Below are 18,261 nucleotides of genomic sequence, written 5' to 3'. Positions count from 1 at the left end.
TAATGAACCGCTGCCCTTATGGGGTGGCGGTTTTTTTATGTCTGCAATTTGGAGCGCGCATGCAAGACAATAAAATTTTAGGCGATGATCTTTCGACAAAATCGACCGTTAACGCCACAACGGATATGAGCAATGAACAACGTTCATTCCTACCAAGTAACTTTAAGTTCGAAGATCCCAACGCCAAAGCGAAGGACTACACCGCAACATTAGGTGATACAGCTAAAGCATTTGGCAGTGGAGCCTTGCGGGGAATTGCGGGCATTGGTGAGCTGGCGGAAAACACGTTAGGCGTGGGTGAAAGTCTGCGTGATGTGGCGAATTCCGGCGCAGATTTTGTTGAACAAAGTATGACGCCGGAAGGCCGAGAAACGCTGAATGCCCGATTGTTCGATGAAAACGAAAATGGCAATGCTGTATTCGCTGACGGTGCCGGTGATATCGATGTATGGGCAATGAAGATCGCTAACGGCCTGGGTTCGCTGGTGCCAAACCTTGCCGCCGGTGGTGGTGCCGGTGCCGCTGCTAAGGTGGCGCTTCGTGGCACTATCATGCGTTCAATGGTCAAAAAGGGCGCAACGGAACAAGCCGCCGCCGCCGTCGCAGACAAGGCTATCGCGCGCGTTGGTGGTGCCGGAGCAATGGCTGCAGGCGTAGGTAGCTCGCTAGGTAGTGCGAGTATGGATGCCTATAACACGGTCATGCAAATGGATTCCTCCACGCTGGCTGACCAATCGCCATATTTCCAGAGTTCTTTGCTGCGCCTGGCTGATGAACCGGAAAACGAAGGGCTAAGCGCAACCGCTCTGTTTGATAAAGCCAAAGAAGAAACCGCTCGTTACGCGAGTTCACAAATGTCCACTGACCCTACAGCCATTGCTGCCTCGGTCGCTGGTGCAATGGGTGACAAGTTCCTGTTTGATGCGTTGCTCGGCAAAATGGGCAAAGGTATTGTGTCTGGCGCGGTCAAAGGTGCCGTGTCCGAAGGTGGTACGGAATTCATTGAAGGCTACGGGCAAACTGTGGCTCAAAACCAGGTACTTAATGAAGCGGCAGGCACCAATGTCGATCCTACATCCGGCGCTTTAACCAATGCCTTAGAAGGTATGGCCGTCGGTGTGGGTACAGGTGGGCCGCTTGGTGCTGGTGGCGGGGCTCTCGGTCGATTCCGTAATCGAGGTGAGCAAACTCAAGCGACCGAAGATACAGCGACGGATCCAGGTCAAGTTGATCCAACTGCAGACGCAGAGCCTGACGCGCCGGTAGATGGGAGTGAACCCGTACAAGGTGGCGTTACAGACGCAGCGCCGGTCGATGCTCAGCAGCCGGTTGAGGGTCAGGCGGAGCCTAAGACGGCTGAACAGCTCAGAGAAGAAGCGGCGGAGCGTCAAGCTGATGACGAGCGGCGCGCGGCAAGATACAGCCACTTTTCTAAAACACGTCAGAACCTACTCGGAGCCCTGCAACGCGATGGCCGACCGGTTAACCGCAGTCTGGCAGAAAGCACACTGACAGCCAGCCAGCCCGACCGCGATATGATTGCCAATGCGCGCAGTGTTGACTCAGAGCGCGTGGATCAGTTGCTCGATACCATTGCCACCGGTACTGATGCGGAGGCCGAAGGCGCTTACGGTGAGCTGGATGTAATGGCATCCCAAGGCGAACTAAGTACCGGCTCCGCTCAGAACGGAATTGTGAATCGAGCCATCGAGCGTAACCGAACAGCACCGACCGAAGAACAGCGGGTCGCTCAGCGCCTTAACCGTTATTCGGACGCCGGAGTGATTGATAACCCGCGTGGTGCGCGCGCAAACCTGGCTATCTCACGATTAGGCGATGAGGCATACCAATCGGCACGGTCACTCAATACCGGCCCTTGGGGTACGCGCCAGGAGCCGGAAGGCTGGAACGAACGCCAGGAGCTGCCGACCGAAGCCTGGCAGCGCCGCCAAGATGAGCAAGCGCGCGCCGGATTGGAGCAAGAACAGCGTGACCAGGATTATGAACCCGCTCGCCTGCAGCAGCAGGAGAACGACCGCCGCCAGGAAGATATCGAGACTCGCCGTAGTGCATTGGGACAGACTGGCAATCGCCTCGATCAACTGTCTACTGCAGAAACCAACGCGCGTGGCCGCAGAACACCGGGTCAAATAGAACAACTGCAGCGTGAAAATAAGGAACGAGAGTTAGAGCGCACTTTCTTCCCGCAGCCGTTGGGCCAAGAAGGTATCTCTAAACGTCTGCGTCGCAAGTTACGACGCTCAAAAGGGTTCGATTCTGATGCGGTCTTAGAAGAATTCCAGAACAACGAGCAGCGGTTGCGCGCTTATGCCCAGGATGGGAGGGTGCTCCGTGGTGAAAGCCTGAATGATGCCGTTGCAGACCTGGCCGCGCGTTTTAATACTCCGAACGAACGAGAGCAAAATAATACCAGGCAGAAGGCCAACGAAATCTTAGAGCGCATGCAATCCCGCTCTGCTACTGAGTTCAAACAAAACCTCATCACGCAATCTATCCGCCGCATCAACCAGGTAATTGATCGTGCGCCTGGTGAAACGGTTGAAATTGACGGCCAGCAAGTCAGCAAGCAAGAGGCAAAAGCCCAAATGGCCGGTAGCGTTCGCAGCCTGGCGAACAAGTTTATCAGCAAAACGGCAGCGCTCAATGAGCGTACCCGCTTGCGCCGTGCTGAGAATACAATGGAAGCGGTTAACGACCGTCAGCGCGAAGAACGGCAAGGCGATTTACGCTACGCGTACTCAGATGCGCGTAACCGTTCTCAGGCACCGCGCCGTGGTAGCCAGGAAGAATCGACCGAGAGTGGCCTTGAGCAAACGGCGGTCACTGAGGTAGTGCCAGGTGTTGAGCATTTAGGGCGAGACTCTGACCGAGAAGAACCACAAATGAGCCGCATGCTCAGTGACGGTTACGAAATGATTGCGTCAGGAGTAGACGGCTTTGACGATGCTCGATACTCCGATGCCAGGAACAATCCCAACGATTATGTCACCACGCAAACCAGTCGAGGCCCATACGCATTGTGGCGTAAACCACGCAGCGCACAAGACAGCCAGCCGTCTCAACGCTCACGCCAGGAAAAGATGCTGGATGAGGCCCAAGCGGTGATTCGTCAAGTTGTGCAGCTAAACCGTGATAGCAGTGGCAAGCCGCGTTCAAAAGCCAGCCTGAAAGGCGTTCGAGAGGCATACCGAAAGGCAGGGTTTACAGCCAAGGAGTTAGAGCAAGCGATCAAAGCTACGACTTCATTCGGTGGCCTCAATGAGTTCGAGCGTTACTACAAAGATAACTCTGATTACCGCAATGAGGTTGCGGAAGCGGGAAAGCCAGAAGGTGAGCAGCAAAGAGGCGAGAAAAATACCAATTCGGATAGCCCTGAATTAAAATTAAATCAAAATGACAGCGGAGAATCAGGCAATGGCAGGGAAAGGGCAGGTACAAGCCGACCTAATGAAAGACCTTCGGGACAATCCGAAGTACAAACGGATGCCGGTGGAACAACTAACGCCAATCGCGCGATCGATGGCGAAACAGATAGTCGAACAGACAATGATCAAAATCCAGGCGGGGACGAACTATCAGATGGCGGAGAGCGAAGCGTACAGGGAAGCCCTGATGAACGCCTAAGCCTGGATGATGTAAACGACCTTTCCAGCAAAACCACCTCCCAACGAATCGCCGCTAACCTTGCGGCGATTCGCTTATTGAAGAACCTGATGCGCACCGGCGAACCCGCCACTCTGCAGCAAAAGCAGGTGCTGGCACAATATAGTGGTTGGGGCGGTTTGGGTTCAGTGTTTGACGGCACAAATGCCAGCAAGTCTCAAATCGAAGCGCACCAGACCCTAAAAGCCATGCTGACTGACGACGAATACAACACTGTGCGTGGTAGTGTCCGTAATGCGCATTACACCAGTGAGTCGGTAGTTAAAGCGATGTGGGATGGCGTTAAAGCGTTTGGCCTGGGCGATGCGCCAATGAACGTGTTGGAGCCATCGATTGGTTCAGGAAACTTCATTGGCTGGCAACCGGAAGGGATGCGTGATAATTCCACTTGGTTTGCGTCCGAACTGGATTCCGTGACCGGCAATATTGCCAAGCTGATTTATCCAGAAGCCAACATTAATGTCGCAGGATTCGAAGAAACGCCGTTTAAAACCGGCGTTTTTTCTTTGGCGATTGGCAACCCGCCGTTCGGTTCAACGCCCATTAACGACCGCAAAAATCCTGACCTGTCAGGGATGAACATTCACAACTACTTTATCGGCAAGTCGGCCAAGTTACTGCATGAAAACGGGCTAATGATGCAAGTCATTACTAGCCGCTTCCTCGATACGCCGAATAAAAATCACCGCCAACTGAGCAATGACTTAGAGTTTATCGGTGCGTTGCGTCTGCCGAATAATGCCTTTAAAGCGAATGCGGCAACCGAAGTGACAACCGACATTGTGGTGTTCCGTAAACTGAAAGCTGGTGAGAAGGCTAAGAACACTATTTGGACGGATACCAACGGCGAAGTGAACGGTTTTCGCATCAATAAATGGTTTGAACAAAACCCCGAATTCATCCTGGGCGAAGTTGCTCAAGGAAAGATGTACCGAGGGGATGAAACGGAATCGACGGTTAATCCGACGGCAGAACACGCGAACCTGCAAAAATCAATCACTGATGCCTTGGATCTTTTGTCCCGAGGCCAGGATTTGAGCCTGACGCCGGAAATAAAAGATACGATGGCAAGCCAGGTCATGCTATCTGAGTCTGACCTGGCTATTGATGGCATGATGCTGAACGACGAAGGCAAGGTAATGCGTCGTGGCATGGATCATCCGATGAATGGTGCGCAAGTGTATGAAGTGACGCCGGATACCATTTGGTCTGATGAAGGTATGACGTTCGATCATATTCGCCAGCTCGTGAACACCGGCGACAAAGCGCGTCTAAAGCAGTTGATTGAGCAGGAAGTATTAAGCGCGGCGAGCGGTAAGATAAAAAGCGAGTTCCGCAGCTCTCAGGTACGGGAATCTGCATCAAAATCCGCCGTTGCCTACCTGAACGGTAATGGCAGCAAGGCTCAGGCGTTGTCTGCGCTCGATGCAGCCATCGACAACACGCGTTTAGGGAAGAATCCATTCCGCAAGCTAAAAGGTCTGCTGGCAATCCGCAACACGGCCCTTGAACTGATCCAGGCGGAAAAGACCAGTGCCGATAACATGGAGGCGCTGCGCCAGCGTCTCAACAATCAATATAACGAGTTCAGCAAGGCGTTCGCCAGCAAAGGCAAAAATGGCGCACCGGCGAGCATTTCTGCCAACATGAACGTTTTAGCCGGCGACGTGGGTATTGAGTCCGGTTTGGATTCGGTCAGTCCGACCGGAGAAGTAACAAAAAGCGCCATTTTTGAGCGCCGGATGCTGTTTCCATACCAGCGCGCGACCTCGGCAGGTAACGTCGATGATGCGGTGAATTACTCGATGCGCGAGCATGGCGCTGTCAACCTGGAATACATTAGCCAGTTACTTGGGAAGGATAAAGCCGCCGTCCTGGAACAACTCACGACCGGCGATAAACCTTACCTGCTGATGAACCCGAAAACCGAACAGTTCGAGTTCATTGATGATTACCTGTCAGGCAACGTTAAGGCCAAGTACCAGGACGCCAAAAACGCGGGTTTGGATACCAACATTAAGTTGCTTGAATCGGTCTTGCCAGAAGACAAAGCGCCTGACCAGGTTAAGCCGTCTATCCGTGCAACCTGGATTGATCCAGAAGTGTTTGAGGGCTTTGCTCAGGCGCTCGGCTTTGAGTCGAAGGTTCACATTAACCGTAGCCTGGGCTCAATTCGAATGAGCACCAGTCGCGGAGCTCCAAGTCCCCTGGGCGCGCAATTCCGCCACGACCGCGCCACTATTGCAGATATGTTCAACTCTGTCGCTAACGGCAAGTCATTAGTGATTTACGATGACGCCGGTAAACAGCGCACGAAGAACGAGAAGGCCACACGAGAAGTCAATGCCCTGGCAAACAAGATGGCCTCTACCTTTGTCAATTGGGCGCGTAACGATGCCGACGCCGCGCGGCGTATCGCGGATAACTTCAATGAACGAATCAACACTAACGTTAACCGTAAATACAACGGGCGCTTGTATCTGCAGCCGGTAGGCATGAATCCGACGGTCGATATGCGTAAGACGCAATTGGACGGCGCGTTGCGCATGATTCAAAGCAAAAACACGCTATTGGATCACACGGTCGGGGCCGGTAAAACCTTTACGGCGATCACCGGCATGATGGAGCGTAAGCGCCTGGGCTTGAGCAAGAAACCGATGGCTGCTGTTCCCAACCATATCCTGGGCTCTTTTGCGAAAGACATTACCAAGCTGTATCCAGGCGCTAAGATTCTGGTAGCCGATGACAAGTCATTCAGTGCGAAGAAGCGTAAGCAATTCTTCTCTCGCATAGCGACCGGTGATTATGATGTGGTGCTGATTGGTCACAGTCATTTACGCGCAATGCCGAACGACATTGAGACGTTCCGTAAAGTGATAAATGAGAAAATTGCGGAGCTGCGCCGTGCCCTGGAAGAAGCGCGCCGCGAAGCGAAAGATTCCGGCCAGCGTGGATCCAGCGTTTCTCAGATTGAAGAATCCATTACCCGCCTGAGCAACAAGATTAAAGACAAAGAAAAGGCACTGAGTGAGAACGCCGATAAAATCGGTATCAACTTTAGTGACCTGGGCGTTGATTATCTGGTAGTGGATGAAGCCCACGAATTTAAAAACCTGACTTACGCTACTCGCTCTGATCGCGTCGTTGGCATGAATGACCCGAAAGGCTCAGAAAAAGCGCTCGACCTGCTAATCAAAACACGTCATATCCAGGGGCTGGACAATGGCGGCGTGACGTTTATGACCGGTACGCCGATCTCAAACAGCCTGGTTGAAGTCTACACGATGATGTATTACCTGGGGCATGACACGCTCACCGAAAAGAATATGTCATTCTATGATGCGTTTGCTGGTGGCTTTTTCAATACGGAAATTACCCTGGAATACACGCCGACCGGCACCGTGAAAGAACGTAGCGTCCTGAAAGGGCTCAACAACATGCAGCAACTTTCTACGCTGTATCGAGGCTTTTCTGATGTGATCACTCAGGCGGATATGGTGAATATCTATCGCCAGGATGTAGAAGCGAAGAACAAGCGTACCGGCCAGGAACAATCGACCCGTTTCCCAATCCCGAATGTGAAAGGCGGCAAGCGCAAGATAGACGTAGCACCGGCCACAGAGGCACAGCGAGAGTACAACGACTACCTGATTGCCCGAATGGAAGCGTTCGACGGCCTAAAATCCAAAGAAGATCGCCTTGCTTATGCCAAGATTGATAATCCACTTTGGGTACTGACGGATGCTAAGAAAGCCTCCCTGGACGTTCGAATGGTAGACCCAACCAGTCAACGCGACCCGACCGGAAAAATCGCGCGCGCTGCAGAAAACATCAAGCGTCAGTACGACCAGTGGGAAGCCGACAAAGGCGCTCAACTGGTTTTCTCCGATATGGGGACGCCGGTGAAGTATGCGATTTCTAACGTGAAGTCGGGCCTTCAATCTCTGGCAGAGAATGTGGTCGGCAAGGCAAAGGCAAAGCAATTTGTTGAAAGCCGTCTGCAGATGAATGAAGGATCTGCCGCGTACGGCGATACCCTGGGTGATATTACCGACCGTATTTATGCGCTGGCAGAGACAGACCAGATTGACGCCGACCGCCTGGAAGCATTGGAAGATAACATTCGTGAGTTAGCGGCCTCGACTCTAACGGCGGATATGGGGTTCAGCGTCTACGATGACCTGAAAGCCGCGCTGGTGGAAAAAGGCATTCCAGAAGGTGAGGTAGCCTTTATCCATGACTACAACACCACGATGAAAAAGGAGGCGCTGTTTGACCTGGTACGCAAGGGCGATGTGCGGGTGCTGATTGGCTCATCAATGAAGATGGGGGCCGGTACGAACGTGCAGAGTCGCCTGGTTGCGCTCCATCACCTGGATGTGCCTTGGCGTCCGTCAGATATGGAGCAGCGTGAAGGTCGAATTATTCGCCAGGGCAACGAGCTATACGAACGCGCGGCAAAGGCTGGTAATCCTGATGGGTTTGAAGTCGAAATCACCGCTTACACGACGCAAGGCTCAAGCGATCCGGTTATGTGGCAGATCCTGGAACGCAAAGCCGGTGCTATTGAGCAGTTCCGCAACGGTGAGCTGGATGAATACGTAGAAACCAGTAACTCTGACGCCGATAGCTATGCGGAATTTAAAGCCGCGTCAACCGGCAATCCGATTTACCGCCTTAAATTAGAATCTGACGCTCAGTTGCTTGACCTGGATAGCACATATACCGCGCAAGCCAGTTCCAAATCGTCGGCGCAACGCATTCTGGATACTTACCAGGATAAGAAAGCCGAGGCCGAGGTTCGCCTGGCACGGTTTAAAAAAGCGAATATTACTGAGTTTGATCCGGCTGAATTTACCGATGTGGCCACACAGGCGGCTGCAGACTATTTATCTGCCAATGACACTTACGAAGCCGAGCAAGCGCGCTATCAGGATCTCGATGCGAAAGAACGTAAAGCCCTGGGCTTGAAGCGTCCGGTCAAGCCTAAAAGGCCAACCATTAACGAACTGGATACCGACTACTCAGCGGAGCTTAATCGCAAGATTATCAAACCGGCCCTGGCTGCGATTGATAAAAAGCGGGATTGGTCTGGTAAGTTGGAGTTAGGCAAGCACTTAGCACTGAATGTTGAAGTGCAGGACATGAGCAGCGCCGACACAAATAACGCGCCATACGTTACCGTGTCGCTGGTGGATGGGAATGGACGGCCACTAAGTAGCGCGCCGGTATCGGTAGCCAGTACCACGATTACAGGCTCTCAGCGCCTCATGAGCGCCATGCACTTAAATACCATTGCTACGTCACTCAATGACTCACAACGCACCCTGACAAGCGCGCTGCGCGACCTGGAAACCAGTGTGAAAGAGGCGCGTCAGCTATCTAAACTTGACTTGAGCGCTTTACGCAGTGAATTAACCGAGGCCCAGGCGCGCAACCAGTGGTTATCGGTCGAAACGTCAATGGCTGATCTGAAAGAGAACATCCGCCGCAGCGAGACGCCGAACAAGTTTATCGATAGCGAGCCTAAACGCCGCGTGAAACGTTCCAGTTTCAACCCCAACAGCATTCAGCCTAAAACGCTGCAGTACCAGGGCGACAACTATCATGCCTTCGGTGTGCGAATGGATTACCCAGGATGGGAATACAGCGGTGTGATGCCAGCGCTTAACGATGGTGGTGAGTACGTTCACTTGCTGACTTCTCACGATGGCGATGCAGATGCGCCGGTGGTGGCCGGTGTGGTGAAACAGCCATCCAACACGCCAGCGCCGGAATATGATTTCATTGGGGAAGCCAAGCAGCGTTATAACGAACGCCAGCAGCAAGAGGCGACCCGAGATATCGAGTCGCCGGAAGATGCAGGGGAGGAACCTGGTTCAGTCCTTCTTAGTCGGAGTGGTTCGGATGCAGGGCGTAGCGGGGTGAAATCCGGCAAGATAGTTAGCGGGATCACTGCGAAACGGAGTGCTATCAGTGACATTGCTCAGGCGGCTTTGCGCAGCCTTGGCCTCAAGGATTTTACGGTCGCGTTTGAAGTTGCGGATACGGAGTCTGATCTGCCTGCAAACCTTAAACAAAAAATAGCCGGCCAAGATGCACAAGGTGAGGTTTATGGTCTGTATGATCCAGAAGGCAACAAAGTTTGGCTCGTCGCTGATAAGCATAATTACGCCTCAGAAGTAGAAGAAACTATTTATCATGAAGTGGCCGGTCACATTGGACTGGCGCGTTTGTTAGCGGAGGCAAAAGGCCAACCTGACTTAAATACTTTAGCCATCATGCTTGGTGGCCGCAATGGTATTCGTAAGTTTGCACAAGATAACGGTATCAACCTTGACCCGTATATCGATGGCACAAGCGCAATGAACAAAGACCAGGCAAACAATATCCTGGTGCATGAGCTGGTGGCGCACCTGGCAGAACGTAAGAAATTCGCCAACCCGATTCAGCGCTTGCTGGCAAAGATCCGGCGGTTCTTCCGCGACCGCATGAGTTTTGTTTGGTTGCCAGAATTCAACAACACGGAGCTGCTTGACCTGGTATTCCGTGCCAAGCAAAAACTCAGCACTCCGCCGCCAAAAGATCGCATGACTTCGCCTGGTAATGACCCGTTATTCCTGTCCCGTTCACGCGAGCAAACACAAGGGGATGACACGCAAACCAGGTCGAACGCAACCATGAGTGTTGACGCCGCGCTGAATCAGAAGCAAAGCGCCCTGGTGCGTAAAATCAAACAGGCGCTGTACAGTGCGCCTGTAGTCGGTCAGACGCTCGATGCGATGGGCCGTAATAAGTACGCCATGCTGACGTTGCGCCAGATGGGGGAAGTGGCGCATGTGATTAACAAGCCACTCGGCAACATGATCGACGGCTACCAGGACGAAATTAACTCAATGGTGGTCACTCAAAATATGCTGGCAGAGCAAGCGGCGAGCATTGCTCAGGATATGAGTGATTGGGCAAAAGCCAATGCAAAAGATGCTGATGTCTTGTTCTCTCTGGCGCATGAGGCCACGCTGGCCGACGTGGATCCATCAGAAGCGTTCCAGTCACGCCAGGCAGAGCTGGAAGAAAGCATTGCCAAACAAGAGCGGATTCTGAAAGAGGAAGGCGGCGTTAACTCAGAGCGGGGCAGTAAAGCCTTTAACACGCTCAAGGAAGAACGCGAGCTGTTAAAGCAAGAGCCTTACCGCAGACAGCGCCATGTGGAGCTTCGACCTAAGTTTGCGCGACTGAACAAGGAGCAGAAGGCGCGATACCGCCAGATGCGCGACCATTACCGCGAGCAAAGCGACCGGATGAATAAAGCCCTGGAAGATAACATTATCCGAGCGGTACAGGATGCGAAAATCCGTAAGGCCATGCTTGCAGAGTTGCGCCAGCGCAATGAGCGAGCGGCCAAGGGCTTGTACTTCCCTCTGTCACGTCATGGTGACTACTGGATTGACTTTGCTGACCAGGACGGTGAGCGTCAGTTCATGATGTTTGAAACCAAGGGCGAAATGGAGCTGGCCGCAGAGAAGCTAACCCGCGCCGGTTTCGAGATTAATTCCGGCATGAAAGCGCAAGCTAACGCCGTCCAGAAAGCCTCTCTGCCGTTTGTCGCAGATGTAATTAAGCTGGTGGACGAGGCCCATATCAGCGACCCTGCTAAGCAGTCATTGGGTGATGAAATCTACCAGATGTATCTGCGTACCCTGCCAGCGCGCTCGATGCGCCGTAACTTCATTCACCGAAAAGGGGTAGCCGGTTTTAGCCAGGATGCGGTGCGCGCACTCGCTGAACAAGGCTTTAAGCAATCGCGCCAACAGGCCCGTTTGGATCACATGGATATCCTGGATAATCACCTTGATACCATTCAGAAGTATGTAGGGGAGCTGCCAAACAACGTTGAGGCTGACCGCGTTGTCGAAGAACTCAACAAGCGCCATGAGTGGGTGCGCAATCCGGCTCGCTCCGGTTGGGCACAGAAACTGACCGGCCTGGGCTTTGTATGGATGCTTGGCGCAACACCGGCAGCAGCGCTGGTGAACTTGTCACAAAACCTGCAGGTCGCTTTGCCTATCTTGGGCTCTCGCCACACCTTTGCTGCAGCCAGTAAAGAAATGCTTCAAGCGAGCGGTGAATTCCTGAAAGCGGCGACCAAGAAAGGGCCGGAAGGTCAGGGCGTATTAAGCCGTACTCTGACCGGCTCTGAAAAAGAAGCGATGCGCCGCGCCATTGACCAGGGCGTCATCGATGTAACCCAGGCGGCAGACCTGGCCGGTCTTGCTGAAAACCCGAACGCGAAGTATTCCGGTGCCTGGAACAAATGGATGAATCGCGTAGGGTGGATGTTCCACCAAGCGGAAGTATTCAACCGTGAGGTCACATTCCTGGCTGCGTACCGCTTAGAGAAGCAAAAGCACGGCGATCACGAAAGAGCACTTAACCAGGCGATCAAAGATACCTGGGACAGCCACTTTGATTACTCGTCCATTAACCGCGCGCGCTTCATGCAAAGCGATATGGCCGCTGTGGCGCTGCAGTTCAAGCAGTACAGTCAGAACATGACGTATTACTTGTGGTCTAACCTGGCGAAGTCGGTCAAAGGTGAAACGCCGGAAGTAAGACGCATGGCGCAAAAGCAATTGCTCGGTACGCTGGCGACGACGTTCTTTGTCGGTGGTGCCGGTGCGCTTCCTCTTTGGGCGCTGACCACGGCCATCAACGCCGCTCAGGGTGCTTTTGGGGATGATGACGATCCGTTTGATGCAGAAACCGAAATGAAAGCCATGTTAGCCGGTGCTTTTGGTAAAGAGTGGGCCGCGACTATCTGGCACGGCACCTTGCCAAGCATTGGTAGCCGTATTTCGCTGAATGACTTATGGGTTCGCAGTATCAACCGCGACGTGGACGCCGACGACGCCTACATGGAATACATGAAGCAAGCGCTCGGCCCTGTCCTGGGTGGTATCGGCGTGTCCTGGGCTCAGGGTATGTCTGATATCTCCAATGACAATTGGGCGCGCGGTATCGAGCGATTCCCGCCTAAAGCGGTAAGGGATATGCTGAAAACGGCGCGTTTCATCAACGAGGAAGGGGTTACGACGCGAACCGGCGCAGAGGTGGTTTCTGATTTGACGTATCCAGAACTGGCCGGTCAGATGTTCGGCTTTGCCGTTGGTCGCGCCAATATTCAGTACGACGAAAACAACGCCATCAAAAACTACGAACAGCACGTTAACAAGCGTCGTCAGAGTCTGATGAATGCGTATTACACAGCAACCCGCTTGAAAGATGGGGAAGCAATGCGAGAGGTGATGAAGAAGATCGCGCGCTACAACAACTCTCAGTACGGTCGATTGAACCCAATCACCACTAAGGGCTTGCGTCAGTCGATTAAGACCCGTCAAAACAACCTGGCGAAGTCTCAGAACGGTATCCAGGTTAACCCTAAACTGCAAAGCCTAGTAAGAGAGTACGACTTTTTCTAAGGTATAAAAAAAGCCCCGAAATTTAAGGTTTCGGGGCGGCTCGATAGAAGCTCTTTACAACGTCAGTTGGCTAGTATGAAAGTGGAAACTTACGGTGTCACCTTCACGCCAAAAATCATAACAGCCTAAAAGAATCCGCACAAGCATTTAAAATCAACAGCTTATAAGCGTGATTTCATAGAAGTTAAGTAGCATAACGATATTGATCAGTTGCAGTTTGCTGATGAATCGCAAGCCCAACTGAACACTTCACCGTAAGCGTCGGTTCCTGTAGTCGTGCTTGAACCATTTGGTGACGTGATTGTTGTTCCTACCCATGCCCCACCGTTTTTATCTACGCCGTAGGTCTGAGTCATTGACCCGCTGGTGTAGCTGTCCTCGTTCCATGTGCGTCCGTCAGAATCCGTTCCTTCTACGTAGGTATTGTTGCCATACTTCTGTACGGTAAACGAGTTACCCGCATCATCGAAACAGGTTTGGAAAGACTCAGGGCCATAACAGTCGGCCCATGCTGGTGCTTGTAACGCCAATCCCACCAAAAGCACACATATTCTTTTCATAGTCGCTCCCTCTCATTGAATATTGTTCAAGCATACTATGAACAATGTTGATTAATCCAGCGTGACCAATTCCATCACCTTGTTACCTTATTACCCTATTACCTTATTACATTGTTACTTTATTACGTTGTTATCTTATTATGATGTCATTGTGTTAAGCAGGTACGGCAGCATATCGTTAAGGTAATGACGTGTCGGCATGACACGCTTTAATGTTCGGTATGGATGCCTCCGGTTATGCATGTACCAAGTAAGAGTTGTACCAAATTTTGTACCAAATATTTGGTACAAATAACGAAGGTACAGGGTGGCCGTTAGGTCTTAGTATGTTTTTAAAATTATACTTTGTTGTTAAATTTTATATAGGTTATTGAATTGTATGTATTTAATGGTTCAGGGTACAACGTCAGATGCAGGTAAAAGCGTGCTGGTGGCGGGTCTGTGTCGGGTGCTTAAACGGCGTAATATCAAGGTGGCCCCATTTAAACCCCAGAATATGGCACTCAACAGTGCCGTCACACCCGATGGCGGAGAAATTGGCCGCGCGCAGGCAGTGCAGGCGATCGCGTGTGGTATCGAGCCGACCGTGCATATGAATCCGGTTCTGCTCAAACCCAATTCGGATACCGGCGCCCAGGTGATTTTACAGGGGCGCGCACTGTCGAATATGGAAGCTAACAGTTATCACGATTACAAAAAAATAGCGATGCACACGGTGCTCGACTCCTTTTCCCGCCTGCAGAGTGAGTATGACAGCGTGATGATTGAAGGGGCCGGGAGCCCGGCGGAGATCAACCTGCGTGCTAATGATATTGCCAATATGGGCTTTGCTGAGGCTGCCGATGTGCCGGTGATTATCGTTGCGGATATTGACCGTGGCGGTGTGTTCGCCCATCTGTATGGCACGCTGGCATTGTTGTCAGAATCGGAGCAGCTGCGCGTCAAAGGCTTTGTCATTAACCGCTTTCGGGGCGACATTAGTTTGCTGCAGTCTGGTCTTGACTGGCTGGAGGAAAAAACCGGTAAGCCGGTGATTGGTGTCTTGCCGTATTTGCATGGTTTTGATCTCGAAGCGGAGGATGCTATTGCAGCCAAACAGGTATTGGACGATAACGTTAAGCTGAATGTTGTGGTGCCAGTGTTCACCCGGATCAGCAATCACACCGATTTCGATGCCTTACGCCAAAACCCGGACATTAATCTGCGCTATGTCGGTAAAGGTGAACGTCTCGACGGCGCAGATCTGATTATTCTGCCCGGCAGCAAATCAACCCGAGCCGATTTAAAACATCTGCGTGAACAAGGTTGGGACAAAGACATCCTGCGCCACTTGCGTTTGGGAGGCAAAGTGATGGGTATTTGTGGTGGCTATCAGATGCTCGGACATTGGGTACATGATCCTGATGGTGTGGAGGGAGAAGCCGGCAGTACAGCAGGATTAGGGCTACTAGATATAGAGACCACTCTGACGCAAGAGAAGCAGCTCACCAATGTCTCTGGTCAGTTGGATTTAGATGGTGAATCGGTGGCAGTAACTGGTTATGAAATTCATGTCGGTCGTACTGTCTCAGTGTCAAACGAAACGAAAATTAATCCGCTGATCACGTTGACTAATGGGGCTGAAGATGGTGTTGTTAGTGAATGTAATCAGATACTTGGTACTTATCTGCACGGTATTTTCGATACATTCTCTGCCGCCCGGCTTATCTGTCAATGGGCAGGAGCTCAGGGTATTCAAACACACGATCATCTCAAGGCCAAAGAGCAGGCGATCGATCGCATTGCCGATGCAATCGAGGCGCATCTGGATCTTGCACTTTTGTGGCCGCAACTTGACGAGAATTAACATGAAAAAAAGGGCTTTATTAATTAGCGCTATGTTGGCGACAACACCGGCGTGGGCTACAGATACGGTCAATATTTACGCAGCGTCATCGATGACCAATGCGGTCGAGGATTTAATCAAAGCGTATGAGTCCGATCATGATGTCGATGTGGTGCCGGTCTTTGGCGGCTCATCTTCTCTGGCTCGTCAGATTGAGCATGGTGCTCCTGCGGATGTGTTTTTGTCGGCGAATGAAAAGTGGGTGCATCACTTGGTTGATAACGACATCGTTCAGGCTGACCATGTCAAATTGCTGGCTGGTAACCAACTGGTGCTGATTAAGCCGGTAGACTCCGACCAGGCGGCCTTTGATGTGGCGGACAAACAGCAATGGCAAACTTTGCTGAGAAACGACCGCATGGCGGTAGGTAACACCGACGCTGTGCCGGTGGGTATCTACTCTAAAGAAGCGCTGACCAATCTTGATGTATGGAAAACCGTTGAACCTAAGCTGGCGCAAACTGCCAATGTCCGTTTAGCTCTGGCACTGGTAGAACGCGGAGAAGCGCCTTTGGGGATGGTTTACAAAACCGATGCGATTCTGACTGACAAAGTCGCTATTCTGTCAACGTTTAAACCCACGTTGCACAGCGCTATCCATTACCCGCTGGTGCAGATTTCTGATACTCAGGCCAGCGCCAATTTCGTTCAATTCTTACAATCAGACAAAGCGAAAGCCGTGATGCAGCAATATGGTTTCCGCACTGACATGGGAAATGAAAAATTTGTTGAATAGCGACAGCTTTTTGACCCCATACGAATGGACTGCACTGCTGCTCAGCCTGAAAGTGGCCGGGTATGCAGTGTTATGGTTGCTCCCGGTTGGTCTGATCATCGGCTGGCTGCTGGCTCGTAAAGAGTTTGTTGGTAAGAGTGCGTTAGACAGCCTGGTTCATTTACCTTTGGTGCTGCCTCCGGTGGTGATCGGCTATCTGCTGTTGATCTCAATGGGCAAAAAGGGACTGATTGGGCAGTGGTTTCATGACTGGTTTGGTATCACGTTCAGTTTCAGTTGGCGCGGTGCGGTCCTGGCGTGTGTGGTGATTGCTTTGCCACTCATGGTGCGTTCGATACGCCTTAGCCTGGAAAGTGTTGATCCTAAACTTGAGCAGGCCGCCCGCACATTAGGTGCCTCGCCACTCAAGGTGTTTGTCACTGTGACGTTGCCGCTGACGTTGCCCGGTATTATCACTGGGGTGATGTTGTCATTTGCCCGCAGCCTGGGTGAATTTGGCGCGACAATTAGCTTTGTGTCCAATATTCCGGGGCAAACCCAGACGATTCCTTTGGCTATGTACAACTTCCTCGAAACGCCGGGAGCAGAACTGCAGGCGGCACGCTTGTGTGTTATCTCGATTGTGATTGCCTTGTTGTCACTGTTTATCTCTGAATTGATTAGCCGGCGAATGAAGAGAAAACTGGGGGTCAGTCAATGAGCCAGTTACAGGTGCAGTTCCAAAAGTCGTTGGGCAGCACAATGCTCGATGTCGACCTGGTTTTACCTGGTCAAGGCATTACTGCTGTGTTTGGCCGTTCTGGTGCCGGGAAAACCTCGTTCATCAATGTGATCAGTGGCTTAATCAGACCGGATGCAGGTTTGATTACGGTTAATGAACGGGTGTTATTCAACAGCGCGGCGAAGGTCAGTCTGCCAGTCGAGCGCCGCCGTATTGGCTATGTGTTCCAGGAAGCCCGGCTGTTTCCGCACTATACGGTGCGCGGTAACCTGAATTATGGCGTGCGGGTTAAAGATGACGGTTATTTCGATTCTGTCGTGGCATTGCTGGCATTGGAGCCTTTGCTGGCGCGTTATCCGAACGCCTTGTCCGGAGGGGAAAAACAGCGGGTGGCGATTGGCCGCGCGCTGTTGTCCAAGCCGGATTTGTTGTTGATGGATGAGCCTCTGGCCTCGTTAGATTTACCGCGTAAACGGGAAGTGATGCCGTTTCTTGAGCAGTTGTCACAACAGGTGCAGATTCCTATTTTGTATGTTACCCACAGTATGAATGAAATTCTGCGTCTGGCGCAGCACCTGGTCGTGCTGGATGGCGGTAAGGTTGTTGCATCAGGGCCGATTGAAGAAGTCTGGTCATCGCGCAGTATGCGACCCTGGCAGTCGTTTAGCGAGCAGAGTACTTTGTTTTCTGCGACCATTAGCCGGCACCAGTCTCGTTATGGCCTGACTCAGATTGAGCTCGCCAAAGGGGTTGGTTTGTGGGTTCAGCAAGTCAGCGGTGAACCGGGCGCTGCGATTAGGCTGCAGATTCGCGCCAACGATGTATCGGTGACATTAAATGATCCGGGTAAAACTTCGATTCGCAACATTCTCGCCGCTACCATTGCTGACATTGAATACCATCAGCAGGGTGAGGATAAAAAGAGTATCGCTCTCAAGCTTGAACTGGCGCCAGAGTGCTATTTATGGGCGGTGATTACCGAGTGGGCGCTGGAAGATCTCCAGCTTGAGGTTGGGATGTCGGTTTACGCGCAGATCAAAGGTGTCAGTGTGTCCCAGCGTGATATGGTGTTGAGTCAGGTGTGAATCTGTTGCAATACTGTGCTGCGTTTCTTGTGGCCCTCCATTGTGAGGGCCTGTTTTACTGGGGGTTGGTGTAAGAGAGATGGCGAGCACGCATCTCGATAAAGTGAGTTT

General features: G+C 52.0%; 6 protein-coding genes. 5 read left to right on the top strand and 1 reads right to left on the bottom strand.

Translation table 11 applies throughout. The features are described from left to right. Positions 1-59: 59 nt before the first annotated feature. A complete protein-coding gene (locus J0X00_RS05875) occupies positions 60-13,163 on the top strand; it encodes a PLxRFG domain-containing protein (protein ID WP_282476612.1) in 13,104 nt (4,367 codons plus the stop codon). A gap of 206 nt (positions 13,164-13,369) precedes the next feature. Here the strand turns inward: J0X00_RS05875 and J0X00_RS05870 are convergent, their stop codons facing one another. Further along, complete coding sequence (locus tag J0X00_RS05870; RefSeq protein WP_282476611.1) at positions 13,370-13,723, bottom strand: hypothetical protein; 354 nt, start codon at positions 13,721-13,723, stop codon at positions 13,370-13,372. Positions 13,724-14,102: 379 nt separating this feature from the next. Between J0X00_RS05870 and J0X00_RS05865 the strand changes: the two genes are divergently transcribed. The 4 genes from J0X00_RS05865 to modC are packed head-to-tail and all read left to right on the top strand — an operon-like array spanning position 14,103 to position 18,150. Then, on the top strand, positions 14,103-15,569 hold the full coding sequence (locus J0X00_RS05865) for a cobyric acid synthase (protein WP_282476610.1): 1,467 nt from the start codon (positions 14,103-14,105) through the stop codon (positions 15,567-15,569). Position 15,570: 1 nt separating this feature from the next. Beyond that, a complete protein-coding gene (gene modA / locus J0X00_RS05860) occupies positions 15,571-16,344 on the top strand; it encodes a molybdate ABC transporter substrate-binding protein (protein WP_282476609.1) in 774 nt (257 codons plus the stop codon). Further along, positions 16,325-17,044 (top strand): molybdate ABC transporter permease subunit, encoded by a 720-nt coding sequence (gene modB / locus J0X00_RS05855; protein ID WP_136487668.1) that lies wholly within the window; start codon positions 16,325-16,327, stop codon positions 17,042-17,044. Before modA ends, modB begins: the two co-directional genes overlap by 20 nt. Continuing rightward, positions 17,041-18,150, top strand: coding sequence for a molybdenum ABC transporter ATP-binding protein ModC (gene modC, locus J0X00_RS05850; RefSeq protein ID WP_218562030.1), 1,110 nt, complete (start codon positions 17,041-17,043; stop codon positions 18,148-18,150). The genes modB and modC overlap by 4 nt, the downstream gene beginning before the upstream one ends. Positions 18,151-18,261: the final 111 nt, after the last annotated feature.

It is taken from the genome of Vibrio sp. ABG19 (assembly GCF_029962385.1).
In the GTDB taxonomy this organism is placed as follows: Bacteria; Pseudomonadota; Gammaproteobacteria; order Enterobacterales; family Vibrionaceae; genus Vibrio; species Vibrio ostreae.
Note: the sequence above shows the minus strand (reverse complement) of the source record. Positions and strands in the feature narration are given on the sequence as shown.

What these genes read in the sequence shown, in the direction of transcription:
- modB (WP_136487668.1), top strand. Translation starts at nt 16,325, where the DNA reads ATGAAAAATTTGTTGAATAGCGACAGCTTTTTGACCCCATACGAATGG.
- modA (WP_282476609.1), top strand. Translation starts at nt 15,571, where the DNA reads ATGAAAAAAAGGGCTTTATTAATTAGCGCTATGTTGGCGACAACACCG.
- J0X00_RS05875 (WP_282476612.1), top strand. Translation starts at nt 60, where the DNA reads ATGCAAGACAATAAAATTTTAGGCGATGATCTTTCGACAAAATCGACC.
- modC (WP_218562030.1), top strand. Translation starts at nt 17,041, where the DNA reads ATGAGCCAGTTACAGGTGCAGTTCCAAAAGTCGTTGGGCAGCACAATG.
- J0X00_RS05870 (WP_282476611.1), bottom strand. Translation starts at nt 13,723, where the DNA reads ATGAAAAGAATATGTGTGCTTTTGGTGGGATTGGCGTTACAAGCACCA.
- J0X00_RS05865 (WP_282476610.1), top strand. Translation starts at nt 14,103, where the DNA reads ATGTATTTAATGGTTCAGGGTACAACGTCAGATGCAGGTAAAAGCGTG.